The organism is Enterobacter cloacae complex sp. IR5428, from assembly GCF_049238585.1.
Taxonomy (GTDB): Bacteria; Pseudomonadota; Gammaproteobacteria; order Enterobacterales; family Enterobacteriaceae; genus Enterobacter; species Enterobacter intestinihominis.
Genome location: NZ_JBMKHV010000028.1, coordinates 1 through 17253 on the forward strand (window position 1 = coordinate 1; position 17253 = coordinate 17253).

A 17253-nucleotide genomic window follows, 5' to 3' on the forward strand; every position below is an offset into this window, starting at 1 on the left:
TAGCGGGCGGCCGGAAGGTGAATGCTAGGCATGATCTAACCCTCGGTCTCTGGCGTCGCGACTGCGAAATTTCGCGAGGGTTTCCGAGAAGGTGATTGCGCTTCGCAGATCTCCAGGCGCGTGGGTGCGGACGTAGTCAGCGCCATTGCCGATCGCGTGAAGTTCCGCCGCAAGGCTCGCTGGACCCAGATCCTTTACAGGAAGGCCAACGGTGGCGCCCAAGAAGGATTTCCGCGACACCGAGACCAATAGCGGAAGCCCCAACGCCGACTTCAGCTTTTGAAGGTTCGACAGCACGTGCAGCGATGTTTCCGGTGCGGGGCTCAAGAAAAATCCCATCCCCGGATCGAGGATGAGCCGGTCGGCAGCGACCCCGCTCCGTCGCAAGGCGGAAACCCGCGCCTCGAAGAACCGCACAATCTCGTCGAGCGCGTCTTCGGGTCGAAGGTGACCGGTGCGGGTGGCGATGCCATCCCGCTGCGCTGAGTGCATAACCACCAGCCTGCAGTCCGCCTCAGCAATATCGGGATAGAGCGCAGGGTCAGGAAATCCTTGGATATCGTTCAGGTAGCCCACGCCGCGCTTGAGCGCATAGCGCTGGGTTTCCGGTTGGAAGCTGTCGATTGAAACACGGTGCATCTGATCGGACAGGGCGTCTAAGAGCGGCGCAATACGTCTGATCTCATCGGCCGGCGATACAGGCCTCGCGTCCGGATGGCTGGCGGCCGGTCCGACATCCACGACGTCTGATCCGACTCGCAGCATTTCGATCGCCGCGGTGACAGCGCCGGCGGGGTCTAGCCGCCGGCTCTCATCGAAGAAGGAGTCCTCGGTGAGATTCAGAATGCCGAACACCGTCACCATGGCGTCGGCCTCCGCAGCGACTTCCACGATGGGGATCGGGCGAGCAAAAAGGCAGCAATTATGAGCCCCATACCTACAAAGCCCCACGCATCAAGCTTTTGCCCATGAAGCAACCAGGCAATGGCTGTAATTATGACGACGCCGAGTCCCGACCAGACTGCATAAGCAACACCGACAGGGATGGATTTCAGAACCAGAGAAAGAAAATAAAATGCGATGCCATAACCGATTATGACAACGGCGGAAGGGGCAAGCTTAGTAAAGCCCTCGCTAGATTTTAATGCGGATGTTGCGATTACTTCGCCAACTATTGCGATAACAAGAAAAAGCCAGCCTTTCATGATATATCTCCCAATTTGTGTAGGGCTTATTATGCACGGCTTACAGCAGGCAAAATTTAACCAGAAAAAAGCCGCTGAATTACTGGGGCTGACTTACCATCAGCTTCGCGCTTTGCTGAAAAAACACCAGATTTAACGCACATTTGCAGATGTCATATTGGCGGATTTGACGCATAACCCCATCAGGGTTTACCATGACGCCATTACTGTATAAAAAAACAGGTACAAATATGGCTCTGGCACTCGTTGGCGAAAAAATTGACAGAAACCGTTTCACCGGTGAGAAAATTGAAAATAGTACATTTTTTAACTGTGATTTTTCAGGTGCCGACCTGAGCGGCACTGAATTTATCGGCTGTCAGTTCTATGATCGTGAAAGCCAGAAAGGGTGCAATTTTAGTCGTGCGATGCTGAAAGATGCCATTTTTAAAAGCTGTGATTTATCCATGGCGGATTTTCGCAATGCCAGTGCGCTGGGCATTGAAATTCGCCACTGCCGCGCACAAGGCGCAGATTTCCGCGGCGCAAGCTTTATGAATATGATCACCACGCGCACCTGGTTTTGTAGCGCATATATCACGAATACCAATCTAAGCTACGCCAATTTTTCGAAAGTCGTGTTGGAAAAGTGTGAGCTGTGGGAAAACCGTTGGATGGGTGCCCAGGTACTGGGCGCGACGTTCAGTGGTTCAGATCTCTCCGGCGGCGAGTTTTCGACTTTCGACTGGCGAGCAGCGAACTTCACACATTGCGATCTGACCAATTCGGAGTTGGGTGACTTAGATATTCGGGGCGTTGATTTACAAGGCGTTAAGCTGGACAACTACCAGGCGTCGTTGCTCATGGAGCGGCTTGGCATCGCGGTGATTGGTTAGCATTCACGGAGCGGTAAGTACCGCTCCCGCCCTTATACAATAGTGTCCGCCCTTGCCTTAAAAGTCACTTTCGACGCACAGAGCGTAAACGTTAGAGGGTTCCGGTCCCCCCATCAGAACACCAGACCTGACCAGACGTATAGCTGTTCTCCCGAGCGGCCAGGGTGACATAAAGCGGCGCGATTTCCACCGGTTGACCAGGGCGTCCCAGCGGCGCATTTGCCCCAAATTTCTCCACCTTTTCCTGCGGTTGACCACCACAGCACTGCAGTACAGTCCAGTATGGACCCGGCGCGACGGCATTGACACGGATCCCTTTCGGGGCCAGCTGTTTCGCCAGCGATTTAGTAAATGCCACGATAGCTGCTTTAGTCTGAGCATAATCAAGCAAGATTTCACTTGGCTCATAAGCCTGTACGGAGGAGGTATTAATTATCACGCTGTCTGGTGAAAGATGGGGTATGGCCGCTTTGGTGATCCAAAACATAGCGTAAACATTGGTTTTGAATGTTGCGTCGAAGTCTTCTGTGGTGAGTTCCTCAATTGACTCACAAAATTGCTGACGACCCGCATTATTGACGAGGATATCCAACCCTCCCAGTCCTTTTACCGCCTGTGTTACCAGATGACCGCAAAAAGCCTCATCACGGATATCGCCGGGGATGGCCAAAACATTTCTGCCTGCTTTTTTTATCAGATCGACCACTTCACGCGCATCGTCTTCTTCTTCAGGTAAATAGTTAATCGCAACATCAGCGCCTTCACGAGCATAGGCAATAGCAACAGCACGACCAATCCCTGAATCCCCACCGGTAATTAATACCTTGCGCCCATTCAGGCGACCGCTTCCCTGATAGCTGTCTTCTCCATGATCGGGGCGCGGTTGCATTTTCCCCGCCAGCCCGGGAAAGGGCTGCTGCTGCTGTTGAAAAGGCGGCGCCGGAAAACGCGCAGAATTGGTTTTATTGATGGTCTTTTTTTCCTTGTTTAAGCCAGCCATTCAATTACCTCTCATTATTTATCACAAAGACTAATAATCGTAGACCAAAATGAATGGTATGACCTATATTATCCAGCTACACTTAATTTTCTCGGAATATTACCCTCCCTACTTTCCTCTACCGTTGCGCTTATATCCCCACCAACGTTAGATTTAATTTAAAAAATATTATTTGAGACTTATCCAGTTCGCAGTGTTAATAAATAGCAACCACACTTAACATCTCAATCTGGGGTATAGGAAGTATAAACCACCTTTTTGCTCCTCATCCGAAGTATCTTACCTGAAATTCCCTCACTCGTTTACCGCTCAAGCCCCAATTTTAACTGCCGGTCCAGCCTAAACCGCTCTAATAAGGTTCGATTTGGCGGTAAAATCTCTAGCCTGATAGCTCGAGAGATACAAACTGCCCCACCGCCCCGTTTAAAAGTTGGCAGTGTTGAGCAGTGTTGGATTTGGGGTCGTCAGTCAAAGAGACGACTCTGTGATGGATCGAACAGGCTGGGAGTCAGTGGCGGCGCTCGTTCTGGTGGCAGCTCACGCTGCTTGGCGGCATTCGCCTTGGCTGTTTTCTGTTTCAGATGCTTGAGAATCTGCTCAATGACCTTCGGATCTTCGATGCTGGCAATCACTTTGACGTGACCGCCGCAGTGTTCGCAGACTTCAATATCAATATTGAAGACTCGCTTGAGGCGTTGCATCCAGGTCATGGCGCGGTGGCGCTCTGCAGGACTCTTGTCACGCCAGTTAGTATCGAGACCTTCCGATTTGTCGGGCTTCTTGCCCCGCTTGGCGGGTGTTACTTGAACTCGGTGTTTGCTGTTCGGTGCAAAGACGCCGTGGAAGCGTGTGAGGTTGACTCGCGGCTTAGGTACCAACGCAGCGAGTTTGGCGATGAAGTCCAGCGGCTCGAAGATCACATGGGTGGTGCCATTGCGGTACGGAGTTTTGAGCTCGTAACGCACCTGCCCATTGGCGGTTAATGCCAGACGTTTTTCTGAAACCGCTGGCCGACTAATGTAGCGACACAAGCGCTCAAGCTTATCCCGCTGATGCGCTTCGGCCATCACACCGGCGTGTAGCGAGAAACCAGCATGGTTGGCTACTCGACTGCTTGAGTCGGCTTTATCCTCACGCCCTGGCAAGGTTTGCAGGGTGAAGACTTTGCGCCCTTGCTGGGGGCCGACGGCAATGCGATACGTAACCGAAGCACCATGTAATTGAGTCAGCGTATCGTCTTCGCCCTCTTCCAGTGTCAACCACGTATTCTCGGCATCACGCTCCAAAATCCCACGCTTTTCCATGCAGCGAGCGATGCGATGGCTGAGGGTGTGAGCGAGCGTATTCAGCTCATCGTAAGTGGGTGCCTTGACACGATGGAAGCGTTGCTTGCCATAGTCATCTTCGGCATAGACACCATCGAGAAACAGCATGTGGTAGTGGACATTGAGATTTAGCGCGGAGCCAAAGCGTTGGATAAGAGTCACTGAGCCAGTTTGTGCAGAGGCTTTGGTGTAACCGGCTTTTTTGATCAGATGAGTTGAGAGTGTACGATAGACGATACTCAAGACCTGGCCCATCAGCTGGGGATGGCGAGCCAGCAAAAAGCGTAGCTGGAAAGGAAAGCTGAGCACCCACTGGCGAATGGGCTCCTTGGGGAAGACTTCGTCTATCAGCAGCGCCGCACTCTCGGCCATCCGGCGGGCACCGCAGCTAGGGCAAAAGCCGCGTCGTTTACAGCTGAAGGCGACCAGACGCTCGTGATGACAATCCTCGCAGCGAACCCGCATGAAACCATACTCCAGACGGCCACATTGGAGGAGGTCGTTGAATTCTTGTTGGATGTAGCGAGGCAGGTGTTGACCTTGGGCTTCGAGTGAGGCTTTGAAGGCTGGGTAGTGCTGCTCAACCAGCTGGTAGAGCAGCGTCTGGTCGGGTTGGTGGCGTTCGTAACCGTTTGTTTGAGTGGGCGATTGACTCGCCGTGGCGTTCCTTGCCAGCGACATGGGTATCCTCCGCTGATACTGTGGTTATGTACAGTATCAGCGGCTTGCGTTCAGACGTCCAGTCTGGCCCTAGACATCGCTAAATGCTTAACCCGCAATAGCCCTCACGAGTTGTTATCAGCCACTACCGGTTGAGCGAGAAGGTTTTGGGTTCAGGGTGCTATTGCTCCACCAATCACAATACTGAAGCCCCAACTGTTATCAGTTGGGGCTTTTTCTTGTCTGTTTGCGGCGGTTGCGTTTTATCGGTAGTCGTCGAGCTCTGCACCATCCCACATAAGAGCTTAACGGTGCGATCTTCAACGCCATCACACAAAACTTTCTTTTTCACGCACAGTCAACTTATTGGATGTTTTATTAACAACCCAAAAGGAGATATTTAGCGGGCGGCCGGAAGGTGAATGCTAGGCATGATCTAACCCTCGGTCTCTGGCGTCGCGACTGCGAAATTTCGCGAGGGTTTCCGAGAAGGTGATTGCGCTTCGCAGATCTCCAGGCGCGTGGGTGCGGACGTAGTCAGCGCCATTGCCGATCGCGTGAAGTTCCGCCGCAAGGCTCGCTGGACCCAGATCCTTTACAGGAAGGCCAACGGTGGCGCCCAAGAAGGATTTCCGCGACACCGAGACCAATAGCGGAAGCCCCAACGCCGACTTCAGCTTTTGAAGGTTCGACAGCACGTGCAGCGATGTTTCCGGTGCGGGGCTCAAGAAAAATCCCATCCCCGGATCGAGGATGAGCCGGTCGGCAGCGACCCCGCTCCGTCGCAAGGCGGAAACCCGCGCCTCGAAGAACCGCACAATCTCGTCGAGCGCGTCTTCGGGTCGAAGGTGACCGGTGCGGGTGGCGATGCCATCCCGCTGCGCTGAGTGCATAACCACCAGCCTGCAGTCCGCCTCAGCAATATCGGGATAGAGCGCAGGGTCAGGAAATCCTTGGATATCGTTCAGGTAGCCCACGCCGCGCTTGAGCGCATAGCGCTGGGTTTCCGGTTGGAAGCTGTCGATTGAAACACGGTGCATCTGATCGGACAGGGCGTCTAAGAGCGGCGCAATACGTCTGATCTCATCGGCCGGCGATACAGGCCTCGCGTCCGGATGGCTGGCGGCCGGTCCGACATCCACGACGTCTGATCCGACTCGCAGCATTTCGATCGCCGCGGTGACAGCGCCGGCGGGGTCTAGCCGCCGGCTCTCATCGAAGAAGGAGTCCTCGGTGAGATTCAGAATGCCGAACACCGTCACCATGGCGTCGGCCTCCGCAGCGACTTCCACGATGGGGATCGGGCGAGCAAAAAGGCAGCAATTATGAGCCCCATACCTACAAAGCCCCACGCATCAAGCTTTTGCCCATGAAGCAACCAGGCAATGGCTGTAATTATGACGACGCCGAGTCCCGACCAGACTGCATAAGCAACACCGACAGGGATGGATTTCAGAACCAGAGAAAGAAAATAAAATGCGATGCCATAACCGATTATGACAACGGCGGAAGGGGCAAGCTTAGTAAAGCCCTCGCTAGATTTTAATGCGGATGTTGCGATTACTTCGCCAACTATTGCGATAACAAGAAAAAGCCAGCCTTTCATGATATATCTCCCAATTTGTGTAGGGCTTATTATGCACGCTTAAAAATAATAAAAGCAGACTTGACCTGATAGTTTGGCTGTGAGCAATTATGTGCTTAGTGCATCTAACGCCTGAATTAAGCTGCGCCGCGAAGCGGCGTCGGCTTGAATGAACTGTTAGACATCATTGGCGTGGAGCCGAGCAGACTGGCGGCTTCGTGCTTCACAAAGTAAATGAACGCAGTCAACTGATCAGCGCGTGAGGCCAAGCAATCCATCCCTTGTCCAAGGTAAGCCTGCTGGGCTTCAAGCAGCACGGGCTGATGTTGGACGGGCAGGCGTTCCATTACCCAGTTGGCAGCTACATCCTTCGGCGCGATCTTGCCGGTTGCTGCGCTGTACCAAATGCGAGACAAAGTAAGCACTACATTCCGCTCGTCGCCTGCCCAATCCGGTTGTGAGTTCCATAGTTTCAAGGTGTCGGCCAGTGCTTTGAATAGATCGCTTTCCGGGACTGAGTTGAAGAAATCTTCCGCGGCCGAACCTGCCAAGGCAAGGCTGTGTTGCCTTGCTTTAGTTAGCAGAATAGCCAGATCAACATCGGTTGTCGCGGGCTCGAAGATGCCCGCAAGAATGTCCTTGCGCTGCCACTCCCCGAATTGCAGTTCCCGTCTGGCTGGATAACGCCAAGGAACAACATCGCCGTACACGACGATGGTAACTTCCAAGGCACGGAGAGCTTCACTTTGGCCGGGAGAAGCGGAAACTTCCAGGAAATCTACGAACAGAGCCTGCCGCACAGTCTCATCGAGCTGTGCAGTCACAGTAACCAGCAAATCAATATCACTGCATGGCTTCAGGCCACCGTCGAGTGCAGAGCCGTACAAATGCACGGCCAGCAACGTCGATCCCAGATGATGCTCGATGACGTTGAGTGCCTGTGATAGCTGTACCGAAATCTCGGCGGGCACTGCGTTGCTCATGATGTCTAACTCCCAATTTGTGTAGGGCTTATTATGCACGCTTAAAAATAATAAAAGCAGACTTGACCTGATAGTTTGGCTGTGAGCAATTATGTGCTTAGTGCATCTAACGCCGCTAAGCAGCGGCACATTTTGCGTTTTGAGCGCAGCGAAGCAAAATGTGTCCGATGGCTTGGATGGTTAACCCCTTTGCCAGATTTGATAGCGATAATTTATATTTGAATGAAATTCCTGCTCGAACACCACATTGAACTCTTTGGGGATTTCCGGAAAGAAAACATTGCCCTCTGGCTCGGAATCTATTGTCGAGATATGTAGCGTGTCGGCATGGGCGATCAGACTCTTGTAGATCTCTCCACCACCAGAAACAACAACATGGTTCGTAAGAGTCTTTAGCTCCCTCATTGCTGCTTCTATAGATGGAAACACAACCACATCATCGTTAGTAGCTACCGATCCTGAGCGGCTGACAACTGCATACTTTCTATTTGGGAGAGCCCCCATTGCCTCAAATGTTTTACGGCCGACTAAGAGCCATTGATTGTAAGTTATTGCTTTAAAAAGCAGCTGCTCACCTTTAGCGTTCCACGGGATATCCGAGCCGCAGCCAATAACCCCATTTCTTGCTTTTGCAGCCATTAGTGATATTTTCACGATACTCCTTTGGGTTAACGCCGCCATAAACGGCGACAGGGTGGCGCGCCTATTGCGCATAAAATGGCGAAGCCATGCGCAACAGGCGCGGAATCTCTGGCGTCCGGTTTGATGGCTTTGTTATGCAAAGGACTAGTCTTCAATGACGTGTAAACCACGGCGCTTTAAGTCCTCCAACGAATCCAACATTCCCCTTATTAATTCAACAGGATGCCCCTCCCAGTCTTCAACAACGCCAACAATTCTCAAGGGTTCGCAGGTTCTATAGGACTGTGTTGGATTACCGGGAAATCTTTTGTTCGTAAGATTCGGATCGTCTTCGAACGGTCCTGTTGGCTCAACTATGTATATGTAGCCGCGACCCTCGAGGCCAGACAGTGACATAGCAAGTTCAGCTCCCCAAACTGCTGGCTCCATCAAGGCTGAAAAGTAGATGTGCTTAAGAATACGACCGTCCTCGAAATGAGAGATGAACCCTGTGGTTAGCAAGTCACCAATCGCCAAATTGGCTTTGGTTCCATGATAGAACGGTCCTTGCACCTGCTTGTAATTATCATGAGAGATGGGAATCCAATCTTTTACCATTTTAAGACCCTTAATTGTTGGGATTTGGCTGCATAACGTTTGACATGAGGGGCGGCCAAGGGCGCCAGCCCTTGGACGTCCCCCTCGATGGAAGGGTTAGGCATCACTGCGTGTTCGCTCGAATGCCTGGCGTGTTTGAACCATGTACACGGCTGGACCATATGGGGTGGTTACGGTACCTTGCCTCTCAAACCCCGCTTTCTCGTAGCATCGGATCGCTCGCAAGTTGCTCGGCGACGGGTCCGTTTGGATCTTGGTGACCTCGGGATCATTGAACAGCAACTCAACCAGAGCTCGAACCAGCTTGGTTCCCAAGCCTTTGCCCAGTTGTGATGCATTCGCCAGTAACTGGTCTATTCCGCGTACTCCTGGATCGGTTTCTTCTTCCCACCGTCCGTCCCCGCTTCCAAGAGCAACGTACGACTGGGCATACCCAATCGGCTCTCCATTCAGCATTGCAATGTATGGAGTGACGGACTCTTGCGCTAAAACGCTTGGCAAGTACTGTTCCTGTACGTCAGCAAGTGTCGGGCGTGCTTCTTCTCCGCCCCACCACTCGACGATATGAGATCGATTTAGCCACTCATAGAGCATCGCAAGGTCATGCTCAGTCATGAGGCGCAGTGTGACGGAATCGTTGCTGTTGGTCACGATGCTGTACTTTGTGATGCCTAACTTTGTTTTTGCGTTGCTCATGATGTCTAACTCCCAATTTGTGTAGGGCTTATTATGCACGCTTAAAAATAATAAAAGCAGACTTGACCTGATAGTTTGGCTGTGAGCAATTATGTGCTTAGTGCATCTAACTTTGTTTTAGGGCGACTGCCCTGCTGCGTAACATCGTTGCTGCTCCATAACATCAAACATCGACCCACGGCGTAACGCGCTTGCTGCTTGGATGCCCGAGGCATAGACTGTACAAAAAAACAGTCATAACAAGCCATGAAAACCGCCACTGCGCCGTTACCACCGCTGCGTTCGGTCAAGGTTCTGGACCAGTTGCGTGAGCGCATACGCTACTTGCATTACAGCTTACGAACCGAACAGGCTTATGTCCACTGGGTTCGTGCCTTCATCCGTTTCCACGGTGTGCGTCACCCGGCAACCTTGGGCAGCAGCGAAGTCGAGGCATTTCTGTCCTGGCTGGCGAACGAGCGCAAGGTTTCGGTCTCCACGCATCGTCAGGCATTGGCGGCCTTGCTGTTCTTCTACGGCAAGGTGCTGTGCACGGATCTGCCCTGGCTTCAGGAGATCGGAAGACCTCGGCCGTCGCGGCGCTTGCCGGTGGTGCTGACCCCGGATGAAGTGGTTCGCATCCTCGGTTTTCTGGAAGGCGAGCATCGTTTGTTCGCCCAGCTTCTGTATGGAACGGGCATGCGGATCAGTGAGGGTTTGCAACTGCGGGTCAAGGATCTGGATTTCGATCACGGCACGATCATCGTGCGGGAGGGCAAGGGCTCCAAGGATCGGGCCTTGATGTTACCCGAGAGCTTGGCACCCAGCCTGCGCGAGCAGCTGTCGCGTGCACGGGCATGGTGGCTGAAGGACCAGGCCGAGGGCCGCAGCGGCGTTGCGCTTCCCGACGCCCTTGAGCGGAAGTATCCGCGCGCCGGGCATTCCTGGCCGTGGTTCTGGGTTTTTGCGCAGCACACGCATTCGACCGATCCACGGAGCGGTGTCGTGCGTCGCCATCACATGTATGACCAGACCTTTCAGCGCGCCTTCAAACGTGCCGTAGAACAAGCAGGCATCACGAAGCCCGCCACACCGCACACCCTCCGCCACTCGTTCGCGACGGCCTTGCTCCGCAGCGGTTACGACATTCGAACCGTGCAGGATCTGCTCGGCCATTCCGACGTCTCTACGACGATGATTTACACGCATGTGCTGAAAGTTGGCGGTGCCGGAGTGCGCTCACCGCTTGATGCGCTGCCGCCCCTCACTAGTGAGAGGTAGGGCAGCGCAAGTCAATCCTGGCGGATTCACTACCCCTGCGCGAAGGCCATCGGTGCCGCATCGAACGGCCGGTTGCGGAAAGTCCTCCCTGCGTCCGCTGATGGCCGGCAGCAGCCCGTCGTTGCCTGATGGATCCAACCCCTCCGCTGCTATAGTGCAGTCGGCTTCTGACGTTCAGTGCAGCCGTCTTCTGAAAACGACAAACAGCCAGAAAGGCTGTTACAGGCGATTTGATCTGCAACCTATTGGTTAAATTAATGTATCAAAAACGATGGTTTTTGTGACAGTCTTGAAAAGTCCTGACTTCTCCCGAAAAATGACTCCCCTCATGTAACAAAACTCGTTACTGTATCAACATAACAATAACCCCATAACTAATTAGCGAGAAAAGAATGAAAATCGGCTATGCACGTAAATCTACGCATCTTCAGGATGTGGCGCACCAGGTTGACGAACTAACAAAAGCTGGATGTGAGCAAATCTATCAGGATCAGACCTCACGTAGCGGCCCCAAGCGCGACAAAAAAGGTGCGCCGGAACTGGAGAACTGCCTGAAAGCATTGCGCGAGGGAGATACCCTAGTAGTTTGGGCACTAGATCGGCTCGGCGGTTCATTGGGTCAAGTCATTACTTTACTCGACGACCTGAAGAAACGCGGAATAACTTTCATAGCCATCAAGGACAGAATAGACACAAATGCGCCAGTTATAGGGGAAATCTATACTCATCTGATGGCGATATTCTCTAGCTTTGAACGCAACCGCAATATTGAAAGAACGCGCTCAGGCCTTGCAGCTGCACGCGCAAGGGGCCGTGTGGGAGGGAGAAAACCGTCACTTTCTGAAGAAGATGTTAAACAAATTAGAATCTTACTTGCTGATCCTGAAATGACAGTTGGTGCAGTTGCTAAGCGCTTCAACGTTTCTCGCATGACTATTTATCGCTACACCACAAAATCATGAATGACCGCAGCATGGCGGTTTTATTTTCTTATGCCCGTCAGGGCATGGAAGGCGACCACGCCGGACTTAAACGGGCACCGGCCGCAAATCGCCGGAAACCGCAACGCTGACCGTATCGCCCGGCCCAGCCCCTCCCTGCAAAGCCATAACCCAGCCCGCCGCCACGCAGCTGCCGCACGTCCCCCACGGTGGTGCGCAGTGGGCGCCGCGCGCCTGCGCGCGGGAACGGCGGCCCGCCTTCGGGTCGCGGCGCCGTACTGCGCGTTAGCGGCCGCACGCGGCCGGTTACGGGGGACACTACGCCATACGACCAGCGACCCGCTGAGCTGCACAATCCACGGATAACACAAGCTACATACATGTCGATATGGGAATCGGCCCACCTTGCCGGGCTGCGTAATTGCATCGGACTTGACTACCCATTTGCATTTTACTTGGTGACCGTTTGCAGATTACTTGACCATCACCAACTAAATCTGTCCCATTAGATTTAGTTGGCGTAAGGCCTTACATCTTAACGGCTGCTGTGTGCCAAAAGCGGAAGTTGGAGTGCCAGAGGCGCTCTAAAAATTAATGGTTCGTTATGCAGGGATACAAACAAATACCTGCATGGTTTCTATGGCTTTTTGATTGGATTCATGTATGACGGTAATGCCTTCATTCCGTCAGCTTTTGCAGTGCTTACCTCCATGTATAGACGATTGATAAGAACGATTTGTATACTTCCTCATATCTACAGATTTTTCAGGTACTCACATGAAAATGACACGCTTAGAAGCTATCAAGGCATGGGGAAGAGCAAGCCGAGAAGGTAAGCCAATTCCCGAAGAGGTCAGAGAAGTTCTGATCAGCACCCAACAAAATGATAGTAGCCATGATTTCCATGTAGAACCCACTACAGCTAAAGTTAGAGTTAGCAAAGAGCAAGTAAAAAAGAATATTAACGGTAAGAAACCGTTAACTGCGCCTGCACCTATCCGTAGCGTAGGAGGTTATTTAACTCCTAAAGAAATGGAAACTTACAACCAAAAACGCAAGTTAAATAATCAAAAACGTAAAAATAAACCTTTACTTTATTCAGATATAATGCTTGAACTTCTTGCATCTGGTTTGTCAAAAAAGCAAGCGACGAAGAAAGCAAAAGATATTATTCAGCGTGAAACACTTGAGCGACTCAATAACAAAAAAAGTAAACCTGTGGCTAAAGTATCACTTTCATCCAAATATAGAGCTATTCGTAATGAGAAAAAGATTAAGTCTGATCCTTGGCACATAGCGAAAACGAAACAGGACGAAATAATTCAAGCTAAAAACGAACAAAAAAAGCTAGAGGCGGATCTTATAAGTCGCCGTATTTCATGTATTGAATGCAAGGTTGATTTTCAATCGCTTGGAGGATTTGCAGACCATGCTAGAGATGTTCATCATGCAAGCATAAGTACACCTAAGCTAATTGTAGAAATTGAAAAACCTATTGCCAATGCTGATTTTTTAATCGGGGTGCCTGTATTATCGTCTACTGAATCAGTAGAGGAAGTTGTTTCTATTCCTGTTGCCAAAACTCCAGAATCCTTTAGTGATAAGTGGCTCAGATTGTTTGCAGAAAAGGGGTACACCGTTGCTATGGTTGATGCTTTCAAACGAGAAGCAACTAAACAAGGTATGGATGTAAAAGAGGCACATGAATTTCTTAGTGTCTGTAAGCCGTCAAAACACCTCACAGGAATACCTGTACGCCCTTTAGAAGTGATTCTTCCTCCTGAACAACCGAATACCATTATAAATCCCGTAGAAACGCTTGTAAATTCAGTTGCTAATGCTCCTTCTTACGCTCCCGCTCTATCTGAATCTATTGAGCAAGCGTTGTTCGCAGATCGTATTGTTCGTACCCGTACCAATCAGAACGATTTTAAAGAGCGTGTGGCCGCTAACTTTGGTTATCGTTGTGCCATAACTAATAGCGGAGAAGCACTAGAGGCCGCCCACATTGAGCCAGTTGGAACAGGAAATAATAATACTTCTAACGGATTATTGATGCTTGCATGTTTGCATCGCCTTTTTGATGCTGATTTAATGGCTATTAATCCTGACTTACTCACTGTACATTTCAAACCTGATTGCACATACTTTGCTAAAAGTATATTGGAAGGTAAAAAAATAAATGCTCACTCAGTTCCTTTGAACAAATCGGGATTGCTAGAACGCTGGCTTCGCTTTGATGTCTAAAGGCACGAAAAAGTGAAATGCAACTATTTCTACAGTCACTTTTGTGGGAGAAAAAGTGCCAACTTCAGCTCCTCGCTCATAGTAGACCTCCCGACGCCTCAGGCGGTCCGCTTTGTGCCAGAAGTGGACGTTAAAGTGAACTATCTTAGTGGTCAGGTTTATGCTTATAGGACGAAAGCTATCAGTTTTCTGGCAGATTTTCTTATCAGATAATATTCACCTGTCAGGTAACAAATTACTGCAATGAAGCTTATTGCTCCACCCAGCACCGTGTTATTGACCAGCAATTATAAGGCTGCCGCCAGGCAGTTTCTTATGTTCCCGTCCGGGCATTCGGTAAAACGCCCATAACACCGAACTGTGTAACAGGGAAAGTGACGACTACTTGGATTTTTAAGCGCCCGATGACTTCCTACTTGTTGAGATACCTGAGAGCGATTAAGCATACACAATAATCTTAACTCTCTGTGTAATACATATGTATTACACAGAGAAATGCCTAATTTTTCAGGTTTATCTTTATGAATACGTAACACAAAAATTATTACAGTGAGTCATCGAAAATTGATTCATGCGGCACGCATTTTCTTGCGTTACGATTCCATTTTCGTGCTCAGCAACAAATGCCATGTCTCTTGTAATTGGGATTATCCAGGTCAGATCGTTTTTCCAAAGATTAACGTTCCAGAAATCAGGCAGGATAAAGTTTTCCTCCGGCGATTTAACTAATCCCCACTTCCTGCTTTTAAATAAAATATTTAATTTATTCAAGTCCATTTTGAATGTCAAACCCCGAAACATATCATCATGCATTGTTCCGTCCGGCCTCATAAAATAAGCCCCTTTGTACTCTAATGTGTCCTGCTCTTCAAAAGATAACTCGCTTCCGATTATGCGGAAATTGACGCTTTCCGGACGTTCGCTGGCTAACCTGCCCCTGATATTCCACATCAGGTAGTAATCAGTTATTCTTCCGAAATTGAAGCTATTTTCATTATTTATTGCTTTATCTACTTCTTCCTTAAAAGCATCCTCTATGCTTTTCATAAGTCTTTCCGTGGATTCATCCCATCCTTTTTTTGAATAAAAGACTTCATCGTTGACAGACTTTTGTTTTACGACCCCTTCTTTATCTACTATCTTTACATAAACTTTATTTGCATCCTGTGAAAATAGTTTCAGGAACTGTCTGCCCAGGTAATGCTGTTTATACGTGAACTGCACGGTTTTGGTTCTGTTCCTGCGCGGTTTTTTCATATTACCTCAGAATATTCATGACGGATTAAGTTCAGCTTAGCATGTCCTGATCCTAAACTGTTCCGGCGAGGCCGCTACTGTTTGAGGGTATGAGATGCCCGGACACGGTAATTCGGTAAAACGCCCATATTACCGAATTACCAGTAATGAGGCTTGATAGCAGGCTTCTTCTTTGTAGGGACACGTTCAGGAAACTGGTGAGATTGCAATTCGTCAATCTTCACTTGTCGTCTTATCCAATCACTATGGTTTTTAAGTGAGCCGGGCACTCCGCGTTCGATACCTTCGCGATGTGGCAAAATAATGCCAACCGTTATTTCTGGAAAATCTTCCTTTATTGCTTTTAAGGCAGGCGTCATATCGGTATCAGCCGACACTAAGACTATTTGTGCAATGCGTGCATCTGCTTCAAGGTTCTGTTGCTTTGAAAGAAGTCGGTACATACTGATAGCAATATTTACATCGGTCTCTTTTTCCTCAAGATCCCATACATCAACCTTATCAGATCGGGATGCAGGAATACCATCCAGATAACGCGGCGCACTGCCACGATTAAGCCTGTGTCTTCCTAAATGGACTGTAACGCCCTTCGCCTTGAGTGCGCGAATATAAACATCCTGAGCTTCAGCCGACTCTTTACCTCTGGTTGCAAGAGGAGGTAAAACGGGAGAGGTAAAGTAATTTACCTGGGCAGTCTCAGAGGCAGGATTTTGAATTTTCGTGATATATGTCAGAAGCGCAGGGAGGTCGAGCCACTTGAAGGGTGTTCCAGCCAGCAGCCCGTAAAAGAGATTGTATCCATCAATGAAAAAAGCGGTGCGCACGTTTGCTTCCCATCAGATACGAAAAAACCGGCTCGCTGGCCGGTTTCTTCACCCCAACTGCCAGTGAACTTAATCGCTGCGTTCGGGGTTGAGTTGTAGGAACAATACTATGCTATTTTGACGACCCCGTCAATCATCCCTGCTAATCCTGCATAACGGCCTTTCATCCCCGCTCACGATCTGTAGACATTCGGTAAAACCCGCATAACACCGAATCGCCCCGCCGCGGCGCGCAACACTACATGTTGTGCCTGTCTCAGCTGGCAGGCCTACCAGATATAGTGATCGGGCGGTCAGCGCCGGGGCAGGCCGCGCCGGTTGCCCCGCTGCGCCATTCGGTAAAACTCCGGCACGGGGGGGGGCCCGAATGCGGTTTACCGCCAGCGGAGTTTTTCTTCTTGCTTTTTTACACATTGCACAATGGCGAGGTGGTATTAGAAAATGTCATTTCTCACATTAAGCCTATATCCGCTTTTCGCTCATAGCTGCCGGTCAACTCGGAAGGAAACTGTCTCTATTTTCTGTTGGAGATGACCAAGAGAAGTGCAAACAGGCAGTCAAGTAAAATGCAAATGGGGAGTCAAGTGAATGCAAATACCCACCGGGCGCCGCTGCCGCGTGGGAATCGGCCCACCTTGCCAGGCGCTGCTGCCGTGTGGAAATCCGCCCATCTTGCCGGGCGCCGCTGCCGTGTGGAAATCCGCCCATCTTGCCGGGCGCCGCTGCCACGTGGGAATCGGCCCATCTTGCCGGGCGCTGCTGCCGCGTGGGAATCGGCCCACCTTGCCGGGCGCCGCTGCCGTGTGGAAATCCGCCCATCTTGCCGGGCGCCGCTGCCGCGTGGGAATCGGCCCACCTTGCCAGGCGCCGCTGCCACGTGGGAATCGGCCCACCTTGCCGGGCGCCGCTGCCGTGTGGGAATGCACCCACCTTCCTGACGGAAATTAAAAAAACCTGTCAAATGACAGGCTCAAAGGTGCTGGTTTATGTCAGACGGGATTTTGCTTATCGAGTATTGAGAACAAAAACGGCACTGTTGCAAATAGTCGGTGGTGATAAACTTATCATCCCCTTTTGCTGATGGAGCTGCACATGAACCCATTCAAAGGCCGGCATTTTCAGCGTGACATCATTCTGTGGGCCGTACGCTGGTACT

16 protein-coding genes and 1 pseudogene are annotated in these 17253 nt (G+C 50.7%); 5 read left to right on the forward strand and 12 right to left on the reverse strand.

Annotation, left to right across the window (positions count from 1 at the left end):
• Positions 1-24: 24 nt before the first annotated feature.
• On the reverse strand, positions 25-864 hold the full coding sequence (gene sul1 / locus ACOTXC_RS22385; RefSeq protein WP_000259031.1) for a sulfonamide-resistant dihydropteroate synthase Sul1: 840 nt from the start codon (positions 862-864) through the stop codon (positions 25-27).
• Complete coding sequence (locus tag ACOTXC_RS22390; RefSeq protein ID WP_000679427.1) at positions 858-1205, reverse strand: quaternary ammonium compound efflux SMR transporter QacE delta 1; 348 nt, start codon at positions 1203-1205, stop codon at positions 858-860. The genes sul1 (ACOTXC_RS22385) and ACOTXC_RS22390 overlap by 7 nt, the downstream gene beginning before the upstream one ends.
• A 25-nt stretch (positions 1206-1230) precedes the next feature.
• On the opposite strand from ACOTXC_RS22390, the pseudogene ACOTXC_RS22395 reads away from it, so the two are divergent.
• A pseudogene (locus tag ACOTXC_RS22395) lies at positions 1231-1341 on the forward strand (helix-turn-helix domain-containing protein); the annotation flags it as partial.
• 94 nt (positions 1342-1435) lie between these two features.
• Positions 1436-2080, forward strand: coding sequence for a quinolone resistance pentapeptide repeat protein QnrB6 (locus tag ACOTXC_RS22400; RefSeq protein WP_001749994.1), 645 nt, complete (start codon positions 1436-1438; stop codon positions 2078-2080).
• Positions 2081-2171: 91 nt separating this feature from the next.
• Here the strand turns inward: ACOTXC_RS22400 and ACOTXC_RS22405 are convergent, their stop codons facing one another.
• The 8 genes from ACOTXC_RS22405 to ACOTXC_RS22440 all read right to left on the reverse strand — a co-directional run bounded on the left by ACOTXC_RS22405 (position 2172) and on the right by ACOTXC_RS22440 (position 9523).
• Positions 2172-3080 carry an SDR family oxidoreductase gene (locus ACOTXC_RS22405; RefSeq protein WP_001749993.1) on the reverse strand — a complete coding sequence of 303 codons (909 nt, stop codon included), beginning with the start codon at positions 3078-3080 and terminating at the stop codon, positions 2172-2174.
• A 464-nt stretch (positions 3081-3544) separates the two neighbouring features.
• Positions 3545-5086, reverse strand: a complete 1542-nt coding sequence (locus ACOTXC_RS22410; RefSeq protein WP_000050481.1) for an IS91-like element ISCR1 family transposase — start codon at positions 5084-5086, stop codon at positions 3545-3547.
• Between the two features lie 404 nt (positions 5087-5490).
• On the reverse strand, positions 5491-6330 hold the full coding sequence (sul1, locus tag ACOTXC_RS22415) for a sulfonamide-resistant dihydropteroate synthase Sul1 (RefSeq protein ID WP_000259031.1): 840 nt from the start codon (positions 6328-6330) through the stop codon (positions 5491-5493).
• A complete protein-coding gene (locus ACOTXC_RS22420; RefSeq protein WP_000679427.1) occupies positions 6324-6671 on the reverse strand; it encodes a quaternary ammonium compound efflux SMR transporter QacE delta 1 in 348 nt (115 codons plus the stop codon). Before ACOTXC_RS22420 ends, sul1 (ACOTXC_RS22415) begins: the two co-directional genes overlap by 7 nt.
• Positions 6672-6787: 116 nt before the next feature.
• A complete protein-coding gene (locus tag ACOTXC_RS22425) occupies positions 6788-7633 on the reverse strand; it encodes an ANT(3'')-Ia family aminoglycoside nucleotidyltransferase AadA16 (protein WP_001749984.1) in 846 nt (281 codons plus the stop codon).
• A gap of 180 nt (positions 7634-7813) precedes the next feature.
• Positions 7814-8287, reverse strand: coding sequence for a trimethoprim-resistant dihydrofolate reductase DfrA27 (dfrA27, locus tag ACOTXC_RS22430; RefSeq protein WP_001749985.1), 474 nt, complete (start codon positions 8285-8287; stop codon positions 7814-7816).
• 132 nt (positions 8288-8419) lie between these two features.
• Positions 8420-8872, reverse strand: coding sequence for an NAD(+)--rifampin ADP-ribosyltransferase Arr-3 (locus ACOTXC_RS22435; RefSeq protein WP_001749986.1), 453 nt, complete (start codon positions 8870-8872; stop codon positions 8420-8422).
• A gap of 96 nt (positions 8873-8968) precedes the next feature.
• Positions 8969-9523, reverse strand: a complete 555-nt coding sequence (locus ACOTXC_RS22440; protein ID WP_063840321.1) for a fluoroquinolone-acetylating aminoglycoside 6'-N-acetyltransferase AAC(6')-Ib-cr5 — start codon at positions 9521-9523, stop codon at positions 8969-8971.
• A 291-nt stretch (positions 9524-9814) separates the two neighbouring features.
• Here ACOTXC_RS22440 and intI1 point away from each other — a divergent pair, with 291 nt between their 5' ends.
• The 3 genes from intI1 to ACOTXC_RS22455 all read left to right on the forward strand — a co-directional run bounded on the left by intI1 (position 9815) and on the right by ACOTXC_RS22455 (position 14016).
• Positions 9815-10828 (forward strand): class 1 integron integrase IntI1, encoded by a 1014-nt coding sequence (gene intI1, locus ACOTXC_RS22445; protein ID WP_000845048.1) that lies wholly within the window; start codon positions 9815-9817, stop codon positions 10826-10828.
• A gap of 392 nt (positions 10829-11220) precedes the next feature.
• Positions 11221-11790 carry a recombinase family protein gene (locus ACOTXC_RS22450; RefSeq protein ID WP_001749988.1) on the forward strand — a complete coding sequence of 190 codons (570 nt, stop codon included), beginning with the start codon at positions 11221-11223 and terminating at the stop codon, positions 11788-11790.
• 756 nt (positions 11791-12546) lie between these two features.
• Positions 12547-14016, forward strand: coding sequence for an HNH endonuclease signature motif containing protein (locus ACOTXC_RS22455; protein ID WP_004201235.1), 1470 nt, complete (start codon positions 12547-12549; stop codon positions 14014-14016).
• A gap of 519 nt (positions 14017-14535) precedes the next feature.
• Here ACOTXC_RS22455 and ACOTXC_RS22460 read toward each other — a convergent pair.
• Together ACOTXC_RS22460 and ACOTXC_RS22465 are read right to left on the reverse strand one after the other, a co-directional pair.
• A complete protein-coding gene (locus tag ACOTXC_RS22460; protein ID WP_004201234.1) occupies positions 14536-15273 on the reverse strand; it encodes a hypothetical protein in 738 nt (245 codons plus the stop codon).
• A gap of 137 nt (positions 15274-15410) precedes the next feature.
• Complete coding sequence (locus tag ACOTXC_RS22465) at positions 15411-16097, reverse strand: NYN domain-containing protein (protein WP_004201232.1); 687 nt, start codon at positions 16095-16097, stop codon at positions 15411-15413.
• Positions 16098-17253: the final 1156 nt, after the last annotated feature.

Bases quoted from the DNA above. Each gene is read 5' to 3' on its own strand.
- sul1 (WP_000259031.1), bottom strand. From the start codon at position 864: ATGGTGACGGTGTTCGGCATTCTGAATCTCACCGAGGACTCCTTCTTC.
- ACOTXC_RS22390 (WP_000679427.1), bottom strand. From the start codon at position 1,205: ATGAAAGGCTGGCTTTTTCTTGTTATCGCAATAGTTGGCGAAGTAATC.
- ACOTXC_RS22400 (WP_001749994.1), top strand. From the start codon at position 1,436: ATGGCTCTGGCACTCGTTGGCGAAAAAATTGACAGAAACCGTTTCACC.
- ACOTXC_RS22405 (WP_001749993.1), bottom strand. From the start codon at position 3,080: ATGGCTGGCTTAAACAAGGAAAAAAAGACCATCAATAAAACCAATTCT.
- ACOTXC_RS22410 (WP_000050481.1), bottom strand. From the start codon at position 5,086: ATGTCGCTGGCAAGGAACGCCACGGCGAGTCAATCGCCCACTCAAACA.
- sul1 (WP_000259031.1), bottom strand. From the start codon at position 6,330: ATGGTGACGGTGTTCGGCATTCTGAATCTCACCGAGGACTCCTTCTTC.
- ACOTXC_RS22420 (WP_000679427.1), bottom strand. From the start codon at position 6,671: ATGAAAGGCTGGCTTTTTCTTGTTATCGCAATAGTTGGCGAAGTAATC.
- ACOTXC_RS22425 (WP_001749984.1), bottom strand. From the start codon at position 7,633: ATGAGCAACGCAGTGCCCGCCGAGATTTCGGTACAGCTATCACAGGCA.
- ACOTXC_RS22435 (WP_001749986.1), bottom strand. From the start codon at position 8,872: ATGGTAAAAGATTGGATTCCCATCTCTCATGATAATTACAAGCAGGTG.
- intI1 (WP_000845048.1), top strand. From the start codon at position 9,815: ATGAAAACCGCCACTGCGCCGTTACCACCGCTGCGTTCGGTCAAGGTT.
- ACOTXC_RS22450 (WP_001749988.1), top strand. From the start codon at position 11,221: ATGAAAATCGGCTATGCACGTAAATCTACGCATCTTCAGGATGTGGCG.
- ACOTXC_RS22455 (WP_004201235.1), top strand. From the start codon at position 12,547: ATGAAAATGACACGCTTAGAAGCTATCAAGGCATGGGGAAGAGCAAGC.
- ACOTXC_RS22460 (WP_004201234.1), bottom strand. From the start codon at position 15,273: ATGAAAAAACCGCGCAGGAACAGAACCAAAACCGTGCAGTTCACGTAT.